Consider the following 15,523-nt stretch of genomic DNA (forward strand, 5'->3'; position numbering starts at 1 on the left):
GTTCCCCCCTTTAGCGCGCCGACGGGATGAGGCCGATGACCGCTTCGATGATCGCGGTTAAAATCGGAACAGCCAGCGCCAAAATGACGATTTTGCCGCCGAGCTCAATTTTGGCGGCGATCGCCCCTTGGCCGGCGTCTTTGGAAATTTGCGCGGCGAACTCAGCAATGTAGGCAATGCCGATGATTTTCAGCATCGTCTCTAAATACACCATCTGAATATGAGCGCCTTCGGCCATTTTTCGCAACATCGCTAAAATGCTGCTGATTTGATCGACCAACAACAGAAAAATGGTGCAGCCGACAAACACGGTCAACAAAAAGGCCAGATTCGACTTTTGCTCTTGCAGCAACACGACCAAAAACGTCGCGATCAACCCGAGGCCGACGATTTGCAAAATGTCAATGGCCGATCCCTCCTACCCGCGGAACAAAAAGACATCCTTGATTTTTTGGAACAAGTCGCTGACGATGGAAGCGACCATAAACAAAATATAAATAAAGCCGAGCAGCGTCACCCATTGGGCGTATTCTTTCCTCCCCATCTGATCGAGCACCGTATGCAAAAACGCGATGACGATGCCGACGCCGGCGATTTTCAAAATGAGATCGACATCGATGCCCATGATTCTGCCTCCTGTCTACATGAGTAAAATGACGAGCAGCAGGCCGGCCAACACGCCTAAACTTTTCGCCATCTTGGCGTAGCGCGCCTGGTTGTCTAGCGCTTCCGCTTCCTCCCGCTCAAGATGGGCGAGCGCCAGCGCGATTTGCCTTTGCTGGGTGAGCCGGTCGTATTGGCCAAGCGTGGCGCCAAATTGTTTCATCACTTCAAATTCTCCTTGCTTTAGAGCGGTTTTTTCCCATACAGCTCGCAAGCTTTTTTCCCATGCCTCGGCGGCGCTCGTTTCTTCTGTGCATAACGCGGCGGCAAACCGCTCGAACAATTCGGACAACGGGGCGGCCGTTTGCCGGGCGAGATGCATAGCGGCGTCGGCAAGCGGCGTATGGCCATACATCACTTCCGCCTCAAGCGCCCTCAGCGCCGCTTTCAGCTGGCGGAGCTGGCGCGGCCGCTCGTGCAACACGCGGGCGGCGGCAAACCCAAGCCATGTTGAGGCGGCGAGAATCAACAGAGCGCCAAACCATTTCATCGATGGACCACCGCCCTTTCATACAGCACCGTTCCGCCAGCGTCGAGAATGCGTCGGATTGAGCCGGGATGGGGAATGTTCGTCAGCTCAATAAACCGTTCAAACACCTTTTGTTCCATCACCGGGCCGAGCGTCGGACGCTGCCATACGTCTTGGATGTTGCGGCCGTGCACAGTCGTCCATACAGAGACGCCAGCATTGGCCGCTTCAAGCACTGCCTCGCTGTCCTCCTCGCGCCCGATTTCGTCGACAATCATGACATCAGGGCTCATCGAGCGGATCATCATCATCATCCCTTCCGCTTTCGGGCAGGCGTCCAACACGTCAAGGCGCGGGCCGAACGAAAACTGAGGAATCCCTTTCACACAGCCAGCGATTTCCGATCGTTCGTCAACGATCGCCACCTTTTGCGCCGGAATGCGCCCCGTCCCGCTGCTAATCAAGCGCGCCGCATCGCGCAGGAGCGTCGTTTTTCCCGTCTGCGGCGAGCCGATGATCATCGTATGACGCCAGCGGCCGTCGTACACATACGGAATCAACGGCTCGGCGATGCCGATCTGTTCCTTGGCGATGCGAATGTTAAACGAGGAAACATCGCGGATCGCTTTCACCTTGCCCCCTTCAGTAATGACTTTGCCGGCCAGCCCAACGCGATGCCCCCCCTCAATCGTCATAAATCCGCGCTTCAGCTCTTCTTCGACGGCATAGATCGAATAATGACTCAATTTGTTGAGCAAATGCACGCCGTCTTCTTTCGTCACTTCATACGGCAGCAATCGGGCCGTTCCGTCGACGATCACCTCAAGCGGCCGGGAGACGCGGATGCGGATTTCTTCAATTCCGCGGCGGCATGAAGGAAGATGGTGCTGCAACGCGGCGGCGACCGTTTTCGGCAAAATTCCCCACACCGCTTCCATGGCCCTCCCCCTTTTCTTGTGGACTAGTTCATATGTATGGGCGGAATGCGCCGTTTATGCCTTACTTGTAAATCGCGAACAAAATGAGCGCTATCCCGAGCGCCACAAGCCCAAGCCGTGAAAACGAGAGCTCGTCCGCAAGCGAAAGCAGTCCAATCGCCATGGTCACCATCATGACGGTTGGACCGACGACAGCAAGCGCAGCATTAACGGCAAGCGCTTTTTTCACGTCATTGAACACAAGCATCAACAGCGCCGCGCTCAGTTCCATGAACGCGGACACCATCCGCATGCCAGCCATGGCCATAACGGACGGGTCGATCGATCGCAGCCAATGTTTCATGTTCCCCTCCTGTTTTGCCAAATGGGATCGATTAGTACAAACGTATGCGAAAACAAGCCGTTTCAGAAGAAGTTTTTACTGAGGAAAACGATGGGGGAGAGCAAAACGGCGCCCATTTTGCGCATAAAAAACACCGCCCCGGAAGGTGTCCGAGACGGTGCCTGTCGGGCTTGCGCTTACGCCCGCGAAACGTACGTGCCGTCGGCCGTATTAATGATGAGCGTGTCGCCTTCGTTGACGAAAAACGGCACTTGAACGACAAGGCCGGTTTCGAGCTTCGCCGGCTTCGAACCGCCAGAAGCGGTGTCACCTTTAATGCCCGGCTCTGTTTCGACGACTTTCAGCTCGACGGTGTTCGGCAGCTCGACGCCGATCGTTTCGCCTTGGTACATCATAATAAATACTTCCATATTCTCTTTCAAGAACTTCAATTCATGCTCGATTTGTTTCGCCGGCAGCTCGATTTGTTCGTACGTTTCCATATCCATAAAAACGTGTTGGTCGCCGTTGGCGTACAAATATTGCATTTTGCGTGTGTCGATTTGCGCCCGGTTCACTTTTTCGCCGGCGCGGAACGTCCGCTCCTGAATGGCGCCGGTGCGCAAATTGCGCAGCTTCGAACGGACGAACGCCGCCCCCTTGCCCGGCTTGACGTGCTGGAATTCAAGGACGCGCCAAATCTCGCCGTCCACCTCAATCGTAAGTCCTGTGCGAAAATCGTTGACTGAAATCATTAGCCGAAATCCTCCTCACGCAATCCATTATAAAATGATCAGTTCTTTTGGCGAATGGGTGAGCGCTTCGTTCCCGTCAGCAGTGATGACCGTATCGTCCTCGATGCGCACCCCGCCAAGCCCCGGGATGTAAATGCCCGGCTCGACGGTGACAACCATGCCTGGCTCAAGCACGACATCCGAACGGAACGAAAGCGTCGGCCCTTCGTGAATTTCCAATCCAATCCCATGGCCGGTCGAATGGCCGAAATAGTCGCCATACCCTTTTTCGCGGATGTAATCGCGCGTGAGCGCATCAGCCTCTTTTCCGGTCATGCCTGCCTTGAGCCCGTTCATGCCGCGTTGCTGCGCTTCAAGAACGATGTCATAGATCGTCCGCAGCTCCGCGCTAATGTCGCCGACGGCGACCGTTCTCGTAATATCGGAACAATACCCTTTATAGTAAGCCCCGAAATCAAGCGTGACGAGCTCGCCGCGCTCGATCGTTTTCTCTGACGCCACCCCGTGCGGCAGCGCCGAACGGTAGCCGGAGGCAACGATCGTATCAAAGGAGGACGAAGACGCCCCTTGTTTGCGCATAAAAAATTCCAGCTCATTCGCCACTTCGATTTCTTTAACGCCTGGACGGATGAACGACAAAATGTGCGAAAACGCCGCATCGGCGATTTCTGCTGCTTCCTTTAATATCTTAATCTCTGCCTCTGACTTAATCAAGCGCAATTTTTCTACGAGCCAAGACGTTGGCACGAGTTCAGCGCGGATGGCTTCTTCATACGACTTGTATGCGGCATAGGTGACATGTTCTTGCTCAAAGCCAAGCCTCTTGATGCCAAGCCGCTTCACCTGATTGGCAATTTCTTCGATGATCGGCCCGCTGTGCTGGACGACTTCAAACCCTTGGGCTTGCCTCGATGCTTGTTCGACGTAGCGGAAGTCCGTAACCAACACCGCCCCTTGACGGCTGACAAGTACAGCGCCGGCCGTGCCAGTAAACCCGGTCAAATAGCGGCGGTTGTAGCCGTTTGTTACTAACAGCCCGTCGATATGCTGCTCGTCAAGAAGCTCCCGAAGCTTTTCCAGCTTTTCCATGTTTCCGTCTCCTCTTCCCTTAGAGTGTGCTCGTCTCCTTGGCTGCCTGCGTCGAGAGCGGAGAAAATCTTCGCGGTCAGGATGACGCGAAAGACCTCGTAGGCGCGCCAGTTTCACGCAGCGCCCGCAGCAACCATGGACTGATGGTGAAACACAAGTGTTGATGATCCATTATTTTACTATATAGGTGCAACCAAAACGTTTAACATATCTTTGACAGAAAAGCCACTTATCGATTTTTCCACTGTCGAGGGCAAGCCTTTGCTTGCCTCCGTCACGCCGATCCAATGCTCAGTAAAAGCTACAAATGCGAAAACTTCAAATTGATAAAAAAACACAGAATCATATGGCTGAACACAAGCTTTTCTGTCTCTTCCCTCGAACAAGAACGCCGGCAGGCAAATGTCATTTGCCAGCAAAACGTTCATTGTTTGAGGAGAGCATGCCGTCATATGCCCAGTCGGCAAGCGAACCGCTTGCCGACGACGCCAGAAAGGCTGGGAACAGAGCCTTCTCATCTGGTTTTTATTGGTTCATCAACACGCCTGATGCTGAAACGTGCCAAAACCTTCTTTATTTTACCATAAAGATGGTCGTTTCCGCTAGACATCCGCGCGGCGCTTGATGCAGCACTCACTCGAGCGGGTGAGAGCAAAAAGAAGCTTCATCAGTTTCCTTCATTTGCCGCCTCTTTTCCGACATTTGACGCCGGTCGATTCATTTCTTGCGTTTCAAAAGAAATCGAATAGCCGACAAATACGCCATATAAAATGTATAGGCAAAGCGTCGTAATAATCGTATTCGCTTCTAAGTCTGCAACTGGTTGGACGTTTGGAAACAGTGGATTAAACAAATAAAAGACCATCATCCAAAGCACCACGCCATATACCATTCCCGCCCACATACCGGCGATCTTGCGCAGGAACGCATAGTACAAAAGCGCCGCCGCAATGGAAATGATGCCGATCAGCACGATGGCCGCATAATTGCCGGCTTTCCCATATTTCCAGTCCCCGGCAACCCACGGGATGAGAATCATATTCGGACTGATTTCACTGAAATGGAAAAAATAGGCCAAATAGCCGATCAAACTCCAAAACACCCCGCCGACAAACCCGATGATGATCGTTTTTTGTATGAGCGTCATCGGTCGCTCCGTTTTCTCTTGCTCGAGCTCCCCTTTTTGTTCCGCCATCATCGTGCACCTCCTTGTCTGGTAGTATGACCGAAAGCCGACCGTCCCATGAATCAAACGAAAAAAATGACCGCTCTTGTGTAAATCATGGATTTTTTGGAAATCATAATAGTAGCATCAACCTAGAGGTTTCCGGATATTTCTTGTAGAATAAAATAATAAACATAAAAAATAGGTTGGTGTTGGCCTGATGAAATCATCAATGGAGAAACCGTTATACGGCGGCCAAGCGGTCGTTGAAGGGGTGATGTTTGCTGGCAAGACGCACTCCGTCACCGCTATTCGCCGCCATGACGGGACGATTGACTATTTTACGCTGCCTCGCCGCAGCCATCCGACGCTGGCTGCCCTGAAAAAAATCCCGTTTGTCCGCGGCATTGTCGCCATTATTGAGGCGAGCGCAAACGGGGCCAAGCATTTGCAGTTTGCCAGCGAACAATATGAGGCGTCCTCGGACGAAAAACAGGCCGCCGAAGAAAGCCGCTCCAAATTCGGGCTGATTCTCGGCGCCGCCGTCATCGGCGTGCTATCGTTTTTATTCGCCAAAACCATTTTTACGCTCGTTCCGGCGCTCGCCGCCGACGCCTTTAAACCGCTCGTACCGGGGAAAATGGGGCAAATTTTGCTTGAAGGAGCCTTTAAGCTTGCTCTTTTGCTCGGCTACATTTACTTTATTTCGTTGACGCCGCTTGTTAGGCGCTTGTTCCAATACCACGGGGCGGAACATAAAGTCATCAACGCCTTTGAAGCGGGGTGGCCGCTCACTGTTGAGCACGTCCAGCGCGCCTCGCGCCTTCACTACCGATGCGGCAGCAGCTTCATTTTATTTACTGTCATGATCAGCTTATTCCTTTATTTGTTCGTGCCGACGGATCCGCTTTGGCTGCGAATCGCAAACAGGCTCGCTTTAATTCCTGTCGTGCTTGGCGTTTCGTTTGAAGTCTTGCAGTTTACAAATAAATTGAGGGATATTCCGCTGCTAAGCTGGCTTGGCTATCCCGGGCTATGGCTGCAGCGGTTGACGACAAAAGAACCGGACGATGACCAAGTGGAAGTGGCCATCGCCTCGTTTCAGCGGCTTCTCGATTTGGAAGCGGAAGCCGAAAGGAAACAAGCGGTGCAGTAATCGATCAAAGGGGGTGGACTCATTGCGGCGCCGGGCCATTCATCCGCTTGTCGGGCTTATGATTTTGCTTGGAACGCTTGGCATTGTCTATACCCTTTTTGCCCATCCGACGGTGCTGTTCCGCCAGCTGTTGTTTGTTGCGCTGTTTTTGGCCGCCATTTATTTCTTCTACCGGTTCGTATACCAACGCCGCACCGATAAAGATCGGTTATCGTATTTAAAGGCGGTGCGGCAGTCGAAAAAGCTCCATCCCCGCTCTGGGCGCAAACAAGCAAAGCCGGCGAAACTGAAGCGGCCGCTGAAAAAACGGACGGCCATTCCGCACTTGACCGTGATCGAGGGCAAAAAAGGCAAAAAAAAGAATCGAGCTTCGTTTTAGCTTGATTCTTTTTTGTTTGCCTCTGCCGTTCAGCTGAAAAATCGGCGGCAGAGGTGTGCCCTATTGCCGCTTTCCCATCTAGTACGCCCATTGGCGCAAAAACTGCCGCGTCCGCTCGCGTCCGTAATCGATCAGGCGCCGGCGCGCTTCCAGGTCGATGGAAAATTCCGTGGAAATAACGTTGTCCACCGGCAAAAAGACGATGTTTTTTTCATGGCGACGCGAAATGTAGCGCGCATCATGCGCCTCTCTCATGGCCGCAAACAGCGCCTCATACAAATCGAGCGCATTGGTGATCGTTCGTTTCGGCCGCTCCCCTGGTTTTGGGCTCAGCTGAACGCCCAGCACCGGCCGTTTTTTCTTCTTTTCTTCATCGAACAAAAACAGCGGAAAGTTGCTCAACACCCCCCCGTCGACAATGAAAGCCACACCGTTTCGCCCGCGAAGGCGGACCGGCTCAAAGAAATAAGGAATGCTGATGCTCATCCGCACTGCCTTGGCGATGGAAAACGACCCAGGGTCAATGCCGTATATGGCTAAATCGTCCGGCAGCACGACGATGCGCCCGTTCGTCACATCGGAAGCGACGATATACAAACTGCCGGCCGGCACATCTTGAAACGTCCGCACGCCGCGGGCGGCGAGCGCCGCCTCGAGCCACCGCTCAAACGCCTTTCCTTGATACAGCCCAAGATGCCAATACAAGCGCACCCATTTCCAAAGCGAAAACGGAATCCATAGCGGCCGTTCATCCAAAAACTGCTCCAACTCCAACTCCTCAAGCAGTCGGGCGATATCGCGAGCGCTGTAGCCTGCCGATAGCAACGCCGAAAGCAACGCTCCCGCACTCGTGCCGGCAAGCCGCTTCCAGCGCAGACCTTTTTCCTCAATCGCTTCATACGCTCCAAGCAACGCAAACCCTTTCACCCCGCCGCCGGAAAAGACAAGATCAATGTCCACCGCCGCCTCCCCCTTTTTGCCGTTTATACATATGTAAGAAAAAAGGAGGGCATTTAGTACGGCAAACAAAAAAGAGCAAGCATCGGCTTACTCTCCTTGTTCATTGCGCTTTTGGACATCGCGCAGCGCTTCAAGGCGGCGTTCGTCCTCTTGAAAATACTGCACCAAATCGCCGATCCGGTCGATGGCGTTCCAGCTCAAATGGTGTTCAATCCCTTCCACGTCGCGGTAAATGTTTTCTTCGCTGACACCGATCAAACGGAGAAACTGCTCAAGCAGCTCATGGCGGTAGACGAGCCGCTGGCCGATTTTTCTTCCTTTTGGCGTCAAGACGAGTCCGCGGTATTTCTCATACACTAAATACTCATCTTTATCGAGCTTTTGCACCATTTTCGTCACCGAGGAGGGATGGACGGACAACGCTTCAGCGATGTCAGAGACGCGGGCATAGCCCTTTTCTTCAATCAAAATGTAAATTTGCTCAATATAATCTTCCATGCTTGGTGTCGGCAACGTTTGTCCCCTCCCATTACATTTGTCTGCCGCAGACAAGTGCAGCGGCCGTCAGCATCTCTCGTGAACATTGCCGCTTTGCCCGCTTCGGCTAGACGCTGCCGGGCCAGTCGGCCGCCCAGACAAACAAAAAATAGCAATCAATCCCATTATACCATGAAGGGAACATTACGTAAAATACTGCACTTGGGCCGATGGAAAAAAGCGAGCAATATACGAGCGCATGGTTTCCTCCAGCTCCCGCGCTTCCTTGTCACGGTACACATATTTGCCGATGCCGTACCGCCCCCACTTATATTTGCGCTTCGATTCGTCCAAATCGAGCTTGGTTTTCGGGTAACGCTGCTCGATGACCCGCTTGGCCGGCTTGGTAAACCGATGCTGGATGAGCTCAAACGTCAAATCAGATAAGTCCACCCCTTCCAATTGCCGGGCGAGCTCCTGAAACAATTCAAAATACCCTTGTTCCCAGCCGTCATGCCGGTAAATCGGCGCGACGACAAAGCCGAGCTTATAGCCGGCACCGGCCACTTTGCGCGCTGCTTGAAGCCGCGCGTCAAAGGAGGACGTTCCCGGCTCGAAATGGTTGATCACATAGCGGGAGTTGACGCTGAAGCGAAACCGCGTTTTGCCGTTATGCTTGGCATCAAGCAAATGGTCGACATGCTCATACTTCGTCACAAATCGGAGCCGCCCGTAGTCGGTCGCGCCAATAAACTCAATCGCTTTTTTCAGCGAATGGGTCAAATGATCGATCCCGACAATGTCGGACGTGCATGCCGCCTCGAAGCGAGTGATCTCGGGTGCGCGCTCGTCAATATACTTTTGCGCTTGAGCGAAAATGTCGTCCAAGTTGACATACACGCGGATATATGGCTTGCTTCCTAATGTCGTTTGCAAATAGCAATAATGGCAATGGCCCATGCATCCGGTTGCCAACGGAATGGCGTATTCGGCTGACGGCTTCGATGAATCAAATTTCAGCGTCCGCCGCACGCCAACAACGAGCGTCGATTTCGCATTTCGATACCGGGCCAGCTCCGTCTCTCCCGGAATGCCGCGCACTTGGTTGTGCGATGTCGTCTCGCGAATCTCAATTCCCATTTGCGTAAATTTCTCATACAGTTCCTGCCCGAGCGGGTACGACAACGCCTCCGGTTCGAAATACACAAGTTTTGGCACAAACGGTTTCATCGTTTCCCCCCATTTCGTCCATCTTTATGGTTAGTATGGACAGGAACGGAGGAGTCATTATCTTACTTTATTTGGAATTCTTTTTTCGTTTCCTTGTCGCCTCCTCATCCACATCCATCCGCCTCCCAGCGAAACCAGCGGGCATGGCCGTCGGTTTCGGCAACGATTTGCCGGCATTCTCGGCCATTGATCATGCGATCCAGATGCAGTTTCGGATCCCACATATTGTTATACACATGGAACAAATCCCGTTGGCGGCCGATTTCACGAAGCTGCTCAAGCAATCCACGCTTTGCCTCATCTGACATTTGGTTCGCGACATGCGTGTGGAAGATGCAAACAACGGTATCGGACGGAACTTGTGCAACAAGATCAGAGAGAAGTTCAACCCCGTCTCCCTCGATCAGACGAATCGGCGTTTGTTCCAGACATCGGGCTGCCTTTTCAAACAATTGGCGCCGGTCTTTATGTTCGGGCCAAATGAGCGCCTTCATCCATCGTCGATCATCCTCTTTTTTCAAGTCAATCACATGCAAATCGATACCGATCCGTTCAGCGACCCATGTGAAATTCAACTTGATCATCTCCCTTATTCTTCGACTTTTCACAACATTCTTCGCTCTCTTCATGCCATTGAATTCCATCAACTAGAAACTCGATCCTTTCGCTTACTATATTCGTTCCAACATACAGATTGCCCTGCAAAACATTCGCACACCTTTGCGATTTGCCATGACAGCCCATGAACGCAATGATACAATAAAACTAAACTGAAAGGAGGGATGCAGAATGTCTCACGAGCTTGTCGAATTGCTTCGCTCGGTGCTGAAAGAGGAGTTGCAGCCGATTCATGAACGCCTCGACCGCCTAGAAGCCGGACAGCAGCGCCTCGAAGAACGACAACAACGCCTCGAAGAACGACAACAACGCCTCGAAGAACGACAACAGCGCCTCGAAGAACAGCAACAACGCCTCGGGGAAAAGTTGGACCATTTCATCATCGAGACACGCAGCCATTTCAAAAAAATCGAGGACAAGTTGGCTGGCCATCGGCGTATGTTCGACATATTACCGCATGATTGGCGTGACACGACCATGGCGATTGAGTATTTAAAGCATAAGATCAGCCAGCACGATCTGGAAATTTATCAACTAAAAAAGCGGCTCGAACTCCAAGAAACAAAGTAAAAGCGCATGCCCGATGACCGGCGCATACGCTCGAACTGCTTATCCCCGCTTGCGAATGCGGAAATTGTCTTCTAACAGCACCCAGTTTTCCGGATACGGATACCCGAGCACCCAGTAGCTGATTCCGCGCAATCCGTATTCTTTCACCAATTCAAATTTCGCCAACGCGCTGCGGGCGTCTTCAAACCATACTTCGTGCTGACGCCCTTGTTCGTCCGTGTAGCGGTAAAAAGGCGAAGCCGCCGCCGCATCGTATTGGATAGACGCTCCGTAGCGAACGGCGCGCTCGAGCGCCTCTTTCGGACTGAACGTTTCCGCCTCTTGCCCTTGCACGTGCGGCAGCACCCAGTCGCGGGCATAAATTTGAAACCCCATCATGATTTTGCTACGCGGAATGGCGGTCACCGCATAATCGAGCACGCGCCGAATTTGATTCACCGGCGAAATGGCTTGCGGCGGCCCAAACCGGTAGCCCCACTCATAGGTCATAAGGACAACAAAATCAGCGATGCGTCCGTGGGCTGGGTAGTCGTGCGCTTCGTACAGCAGCCCTTTTTGTTCAGCGCTTATTTTGGGCGCCAGAGACGTCGATAAAACATACCCTTCGGCGTGAAGCCGGTTGGCCGCCCGCTGCAAAAACTCGTTATACCGCTTGCGGTCGGACGGATAGACATTTTCAAAATCGACATTCAACGTGCGGTACCCTTTTGCTCGCATCACTTGAATGACGTTGTCAAGCAATCGCGTTTGCAGCGCAACGTCGGCCAGAATCATCTGCGCCAGCCTCGAGCCCGGGTCTTGGTACGTAAAGTTCGTGATCGTCATCATCGGCACGACACGGGCGGCATAAGCCGCCTGAATGAATGCTGTATCATTGATCGGATTGAGCCCGCCATCGGCGCGGATCGTGTAGGCGAATGGCGCGGCATAGGTCAAATGGCGGCCGACTTCGCGCACTTGCTCCGCTCCTTTCTCCCCTTGGTCCACCGTAAATGCGTTCACCTCGATGAGCGGCTTCGCCGGCGGGATGATGAGCCGCTGTCCGGGGACGATCCGGTTCGGATCGGTAATATCGTTTACTTCGATCAGCTGCTGAACCGTCACTCCGTAGAACGAAGCGATTTGCGCCAGCGTCTCCCCGCTTCGCACCGTATGGATGCGCGCTGGGATGAACAACGTTGTCCCTGGATAAAGGAGCGACGGATTCGTGATCCGGTTCGCCTGTATAATCGCTTCGACCGCCACTCCATACTGGCGCGCAATTTGCCATAACGTTTCCCCTGTGCGGACCGTATGGTAACGATATGGAACCGGGATGACGAGCGCTTGGCCAACGGCTAGCCGGTTCGGGTCGCTCAGTTCATTGGCGGCGACAATCCGCTCGAGTGGAACGCCGTAACGCTGAGCCAACTGCCAAAGCGTCTCCCCGCGCTTTACAACATGGACAATCATGACGCTCCCCCTTTCGTTCCCTCCTTTTACCACTATATTTTGGCTTTTGCCTTTTATGTAAAAAAACGCCGGTTCCTCTACGGAAACCAGCGTTTCATCCATCCAAACCCATCCGTATCACCATTACAGGCCGCACTTCAGCTGCGCGCCGCAGTTGGTGCACGTGTTGCAGCCGCCGATCTCTTCGACCGTCCCTTCGCGGCAAATCGGACAAATATTGCCAACTTCCGAACCAATCGTCACATCGGTGGCGCGCACATCTTGAATCGTATCCACAAGCACAACGGCGCGTTTCGTCTCTTTTTCCTCGAGCTCCTCTGGAAGCAGTTCAAGTTGCTCTTCAATCCGATTCTCCTCAGCCTTTAACGTCAACACTTGCGCATCGCGGCTGCCGTCGACATAGACGGTTCCGCCTTTCGCACCGCAACGCCATAAACGCTCGTACACTTTTTGCACTTGCTCGACGGTGTAGCCCTTTGGCGCGTTGACCGTTTTCGACAAGCTCGAGTCGACCCAGCGTTGAATGATGCACTGCACATCGGCGTGCGCTTCCGGAGGCAAGTCCATCGCCGTCACAAACCAAGGCGGCAAGTGGTTCGGATCGGCTTCCGGATGTTTGTCCAAATATTCTTGGACGATGTCCGCTTTCACTTCGATAAATTTGCCCAAGCGCCCGCTCCGGTAGTACGAGAACGAGAAGTACGGCTCAAGCCCGGTTGAGACGCCGACCATTGTCCCTGTCGATCCCGTCGGCGCCACCGTCAGCAAGTGCGAGTTGCGGATGCCGTATTTCAAAATATCTTGACGAATATCTTCCGGCATCCGTTTCATGTAGCCAGTGTTGATGAACGCTTCACGCAGCTTGCGCGTCTCTTCCTCCGTTTCGCCGACCAAAAACGGGAAGCTGCCTTTTTCTTTCGCCAGCTCGATCGATGCCCGGTATGCGGTCGTGGCGATCGTGCGGAACAGCTCATCGACAAGCTGGTTTCCTTCCTCAGAGCCGTACGCTTTTTCGCAGTAAATGAGCAAGTCTGCAAGCCCCATGACGCCAAGGCCGATGCGGCGCTCGCCGAGCGCTTGTTTTTTGTTTTCCTCAAGGAAGTACGGCGTGGCGTCAATGACGTTGTCTTGCATCCGCACCCCGATTTCGACCGTGCGTTTCAGTTTTTCGTAGTCCACGACCTTCCGTTCTTTGTCGACCATGTTCGCCAAGTTAATGGCGGCCAGATTGCACACCGAATACGGTGCCAACGGTTGTTCCCCGCACGGGTTGGTCGCCACGACTTTTTGCCCGTACGCGCGGGCGTTCGTCATTTCGTTGGCGTTGTCGATGAAGAAAATGCCCGGCTCGGCCGAATACGTCGCGCAAATGTTGATCAGCTTCCACAGTTCGCGGGCGCGGATTTTCCGGTAGACGCGGACGCGATAGCCCATTTTCTCCCATTCGCGTACATCGCCGACTTCATGCCATTTTTCGTTGTAAATGCGCATTTCCTCTTCGGAATAGGTTTCCACGTCCGGGAAGCGGAGCGCGTATTCTTCGTCCTTTTCGACCGCTTCCATGAACTCTTTCGTCAAGCAGACGGAAATGTTCGCACCGGTCAAAAAGTCAGGATTGTGCACCGTATATGTACCGCCGGTGCGCAGTTTTTCTTCGGCGTCTTTGATGATGTCTTCGGTGAATCCGCCGTAGTCAGGCTCGTTCTTGTATCGGACGATCGCTTCGTACATCGCCCGCTCCCGCTCGGTGAGCGGCGTGAATTTCAGCTTGTCGCGCGCTGCTTTTTTGATGCCTTCGTCTTCCATGTTTTCAAGCAGGTAGCGCAAAATGCGCGGGTTTTGCATTTTCGAGACGATGAATTCGATAATGTCCGGGTGCCAGTCGGCCAGCATAATCATTTGGGCGCCGCGCACATTGTTACTCACTCGCTTTCACGAGTGGGCTAGGTCATTTCTGCCTAGCTCTCCGCCTTTCGGTCGGAGATCAGACTATATCATCAGGGAAGAGAATGCTTCCCTGTCTCGCGCCTCGTAGCCCCGTCGCCGTAAGCTACGATTTACTCCTTCCATGGCCCTCTCCCCCCCGAAACAACGTTCGTTATCCTCATTGTACCGAGGGCTGTAGGAAGTTTCAATAGTCGTTGAACCTTCATCTCCGTTTCCAGAGATGCTTGGCTGCTGGTTGCCCATTGTTGCATCCAACTTGTTTTCCAACCGTCACGTCTGCCGTCACCAGCTCCGTTGTGGTCAAGTTGGCTTTAGGGTGTTCCAGCAATTCGCGAGATTTTACTCCCGCCGTCTGGCGCCTCATCAACGGGAGCCACCTTGCTCAACAAGGTGGGTCAGCTTCGCAATGTCGTCAAGCCATGAGACCGACCCGGACGATTTGCCGTTCACCCCGCGCGCAAGCGTATGGCGCGGCCGCAATGTCGAGCCGTTCGTCCCAACGCCGCCGCCGCGGCTCATGATTTCCATCACCTGCTTCCGATGTTCGGAAATTCCTTCGCGCGAGTCTTTCACAAACGGCATCACATAGCAGTTGAAATACGTCACTTCCTTGCCCGAACCCGCCCCGTACAACACGCGGCCGGCCGGAACAAAATTCAAGCTTGCGAGCTCTTGATAAAACTTTTCGAACCATTCTTTCCGCTTTTCTTCCGTCTTTTCCACCGCCGCCAGCCCGGTCGCATTGCGCTTGGCGATTTGCTCATAGAAAATCTCGAGCGGCTTATCAATAATGTCGAGCGACCGAACCACAATGCCGGTCTCCGCCTCTTCCCCTTCGAGCACGTGCCGGTATTCGTCTTCAATCAACACGCGCGCCTTTTTCGCCTCCCAATCGATGTCGACGATAAACCCGAGCCCTCGTGCCGGGAATTTCGGATCCTCCTTGATCGTCAACACGACGAAGTCGCCCGGTGTGAGCGTCAGCTTCTCCGTATCTTTGAATGAATACCGGTCAAGCATGACCAAACGGGATACGCCTTTATGGGTGATGTGCATATCCGGCGTAATCGGATGCACTTGCGGAAATAGGCGGATATCCTCGTTCAGCTTGTCAATATTGATCTTCATTTTTTCGGATGACGCCACCGTCATTCTCCTATCTCTCCTCCCTCTAGAAATGTTGATTTATCAAGGCTTTTCGGCCCCTCAGGGGTGTCCAAAAAATATTTTTCGACAAAATCCCTTACATCCTTTTTCAGTTTTGTGGATATCTTACAGACCTAGGGTGCGCTTCGCGGCCACGGCTGGGGATATTTTCCTTCCGTGGGGAGAA

At 53.2% G+C, this 15,523-nt stretch carries 16 protein-coding genes and 2 pseudogenes; 3 read left to right on the forward strand and 15 right to left on the reverse strand.

The genetic code is table 11. The annotated features are described in order from the left end of the window. Nucleotides 1-10: 10 nt before the first annotated feature. The 8 genes from spoIIIAD to GYMC52_RS12255 all read right to left on the reverse strand — a co-directional run bounded on the left by spoIIIAD (nucleotide 11) and on the right by GYMC52_RS12255 (nucleotide 5,434). Nucleotides 11-397, reverse strand: a complete 387-nt coding sequence (gene spoIIIAD / locus GYMC52_RS12220; RefSeq protein WP_012820577.1) for a stage III sporulation protein AD — start codon at nucleotides 395-397, stop codon at nucleotides 11-13. Nucleotides 398-418: 21 nt separating this feature from the next. Continuing rightward, nucleotides 419-625: a stage III sporulation protein AC gene (spoIIIAC, locus tag GYMC52_RS12225; RefSeq protein WP_011231888.1), complete on the reverse strand. Its 207-nt coding sequence runs from the start codon at nucleotides 623-625 to the stop codon at nucleotides 419-421. Nucleotides 626-640: 15 nt separating this feature from the next. Then, nucleotides 641-1,153 (reverse strand): stage III sporulation protein SpoIIIAB, encoded by a 513-nt coding sequence (spoIIIAB, locus tag GYMC52_RS12230; protein ID WP_012820576.1) that lies wholly within the window; start codon nucleotides 1,151-1,153, stop codon nucleotides 641-643. Further along, nucleotides 1,150-2,070, reverse strand: coding sequence for a stage III sporulation protein AA (spoIIIAA, locus tag GYMC52_RS12235; protein WP_012820575.1), 921 nt, complete (start codon nucleotides 2,068-2,070; stop codon nucleotides 1,150-1,152). Before spoIIIAA ends, spoIIIAB begins: the two co-directional genes overlap by 4 nt. Nucleotides 2,071-2,131: 61 nt before the next feature. Continuing rightward, nucleotides 2,132-2,413 carry a YqhV family protein gene (locus GYMC52_RS12240; protein ID WP_012820574.1) on the reverse strand — a complete coding sequence of 94 codons (282 nt, stop codon included), beginning with the start codon at nucleotides 2,411-2,413 and terminating at the stop codon, nucleotides 2,132-2,134. Nucleotides 2,414-2,589: 176 nt separating this feature from the next. Further along, complete coding sequence (gene efp / locus GYMC52_RS12245) at nucleotides 2,590-3,147, reverse strand: elongation factor P (RefSeq protein ID WP_011231892.1); 558 nt, start codon at nucleotides 3,145-3,147, stop codon at nucleotides 2,590-2,592. A gap of 27 nt (nucleotides 3,148-3,174) precedes the next feature. Beyond that, nucleotides 3,175-4,236 (reverse strand): M24 family metallopeptidase, encoded by a 1,062-nt coding sequence (locus GYMC52_RS12250; RefSeq protein WP_012820573.1) that lies wholly within the window; start codon nucleotides 4,234-4,236, stop codon nucleotides 3,175-3,177. A 667-nt stretch (nucleotides 4,237-4,903) separates the two neighbouring features. Further along, on the reverse strand, nucleotides 4,904-5,434 hold the full coding sequence (locus GYMC52_RS12255; protein ID WP_012820572.1) for a YqhR family membrane protein: 531 nt from the start codon (nucleotides 5,432-5,434) through the stop codon (nucleotides 4,904-4,906). A gap of 187 nt (nucleotides 5,435-5,621) precedes the next feature. Between GYMC52_RS12255 and GYMC52_RS12260 the strand changes: the two genes are divergently transcribed. Then, a complete protein-coding gene (locus GYMC52_RS12260; protein WP_012820571.1) occupies nucleotides 5,622-6,557 on the forward strand; it encodes a DUF1385 domain-containing protein in 936 nt (311 codons plus the stop codon). A gap of 22 nt (nucleotides 6,558-6,579) precedes the next feature. After that, the gene (locus GYMC52_RS12265) at nucleotides 6,580-6,936 is read left to right on the forward strand and encodes an SA1362 family protein (RefSeq protein ID WP_012820570.1); all 357 of its coding nucleotides are present in this window, start codon (nucleotides 6,580-6,582) and stop codon (nucleotides 6,934-6,936) included. A gap of 78 nt (nucleotides 6,937-7,014) precedes the next feature. Here GYMC52_RS12265 and GYMC52_RS12270 read toward each other — a convergent pair whose 3' ends face one another. From GYMC52_RS12270 to GYMC52_RS12285, 4 genes are all read right to left on the reverse strand, one after another. Continuing rightward, nucleotides 7,015-7,896 carry a patatin-like phospholipase family protein gene (locus GYMC52_RS12270; RefSeq protein WP_012820569.1) on the reverse strand — a complete coding sequence of 294 codons (882 nt, stop codon included), beginning with the start codon at nucleotides 7,894-7,896 and terminating at the stop codon, nucleotides 7,015-7,017. Between the two features lie 87 nt (nucleotides 7,897-7,983). After that, entirely contained in the window at nucleotides 7,984-8,409 is a 426-nt protein-coding gene (gene mntR, locus GYMC52_RS12275; RefSeq protein ID WP_011231898.1) for a transcriptional regulator MntR, read from the reverse strand. A 168-nt stretch (nucleotides 8,410-8,577) separates the two neighbouring features. Then, complete coding sequence (gene splB / locus GYMC52_RS12280; protein ID WP_012820568.1) at nucleotides 8,578-9,603, reverse strand: spore photoproduct lyase; 1,026 nt, start codon at nucleotides 9,601-9,603, stop codon at nucleotides 8,578-8,580. Nucleotides 9,604-9,707: 104 nt separating this feature from the next. After that, complete coding sequence (locus tag GYMC52_RS12285; RefSeq protein ID WP_230982701.1) at nucleotides 9,708-10,187, reverse strand: DUF2332 domain-containing protein; 480 nt, start codon at nucleotides 10,185-10,187, stop codon at nucleotides 9,708-9,710. 205 nt (nucleotides 10,188-10,392) lie between these two features. Here GYMC52_RS12285 and GYMC52_RS12290 point away from each other — a divergent pair, with 205 nt between their 5' ends. Beyond that, on the forward strand, nucleotides 10,393-10,791 hold the full coding sequence (locus GYMC52_RS12290; protein ID WP_012820566.1) for a hypothetical protein: 399 nt from the start codon (nucleotides 10,393-10,395) through the stop codon (nucleotides 10,789-10,791). Nucleotides 10,792-10,830: 39 nt separating this feature from the next. Here the strand turns inward: GYMC52_RS12290 and GYMC52_RS12295 are convergent, their stop codons facing one another. The 3 genes and pseudogenes from GYMC52_RS12295 to GYMC52_RS12305 form a co-directional block, all read right to left on the reverse strand. Continuing rightward, complete coding sequence (locus GYMC52_RS12295; RefSeq protein WP_012820565.1) at nucleotides 10,831-12,243, reverse strand: LysM peptidoglycan-binding domain-containing protein; 1,413 nt, start codon at nucleotides 12,241-12,243, stop codon at nucleotides 10,831-10,833. Between the two features lie 123 nt (nucleotides 12,244-12,366). Then, a pseudogene (locus GYMC52_RS12300) lies at nucleotides 12,367-14,154 on the reverse strand (vitamin B12-dependent ribonucleotide reductase); the annotation flags it as partial. A 402-nt stretch (nucleotides 14,155-14,556) separates the two neighbouring features. Continuing rightward, nucleotides 14,557-15,342: pseudogene (locus GYMC52_RS12305) on the reverse strand (ribonucleotide reductase N-terminal alpha domain-containing protein); the annotation flags it as partial. Nucleotides 15,343-15,523 lie beyond the last annotated feature (181 nt).

It is taken from the genome of Geobacillus sp. Y412MC52, assembly GCF_000174795.2.
Lineage (GTDB): Bacteria > Bacillota > Bacilli > Bacillales > Anoxybacillaceae > Geobacillus > Geobacillus thermoleovorans.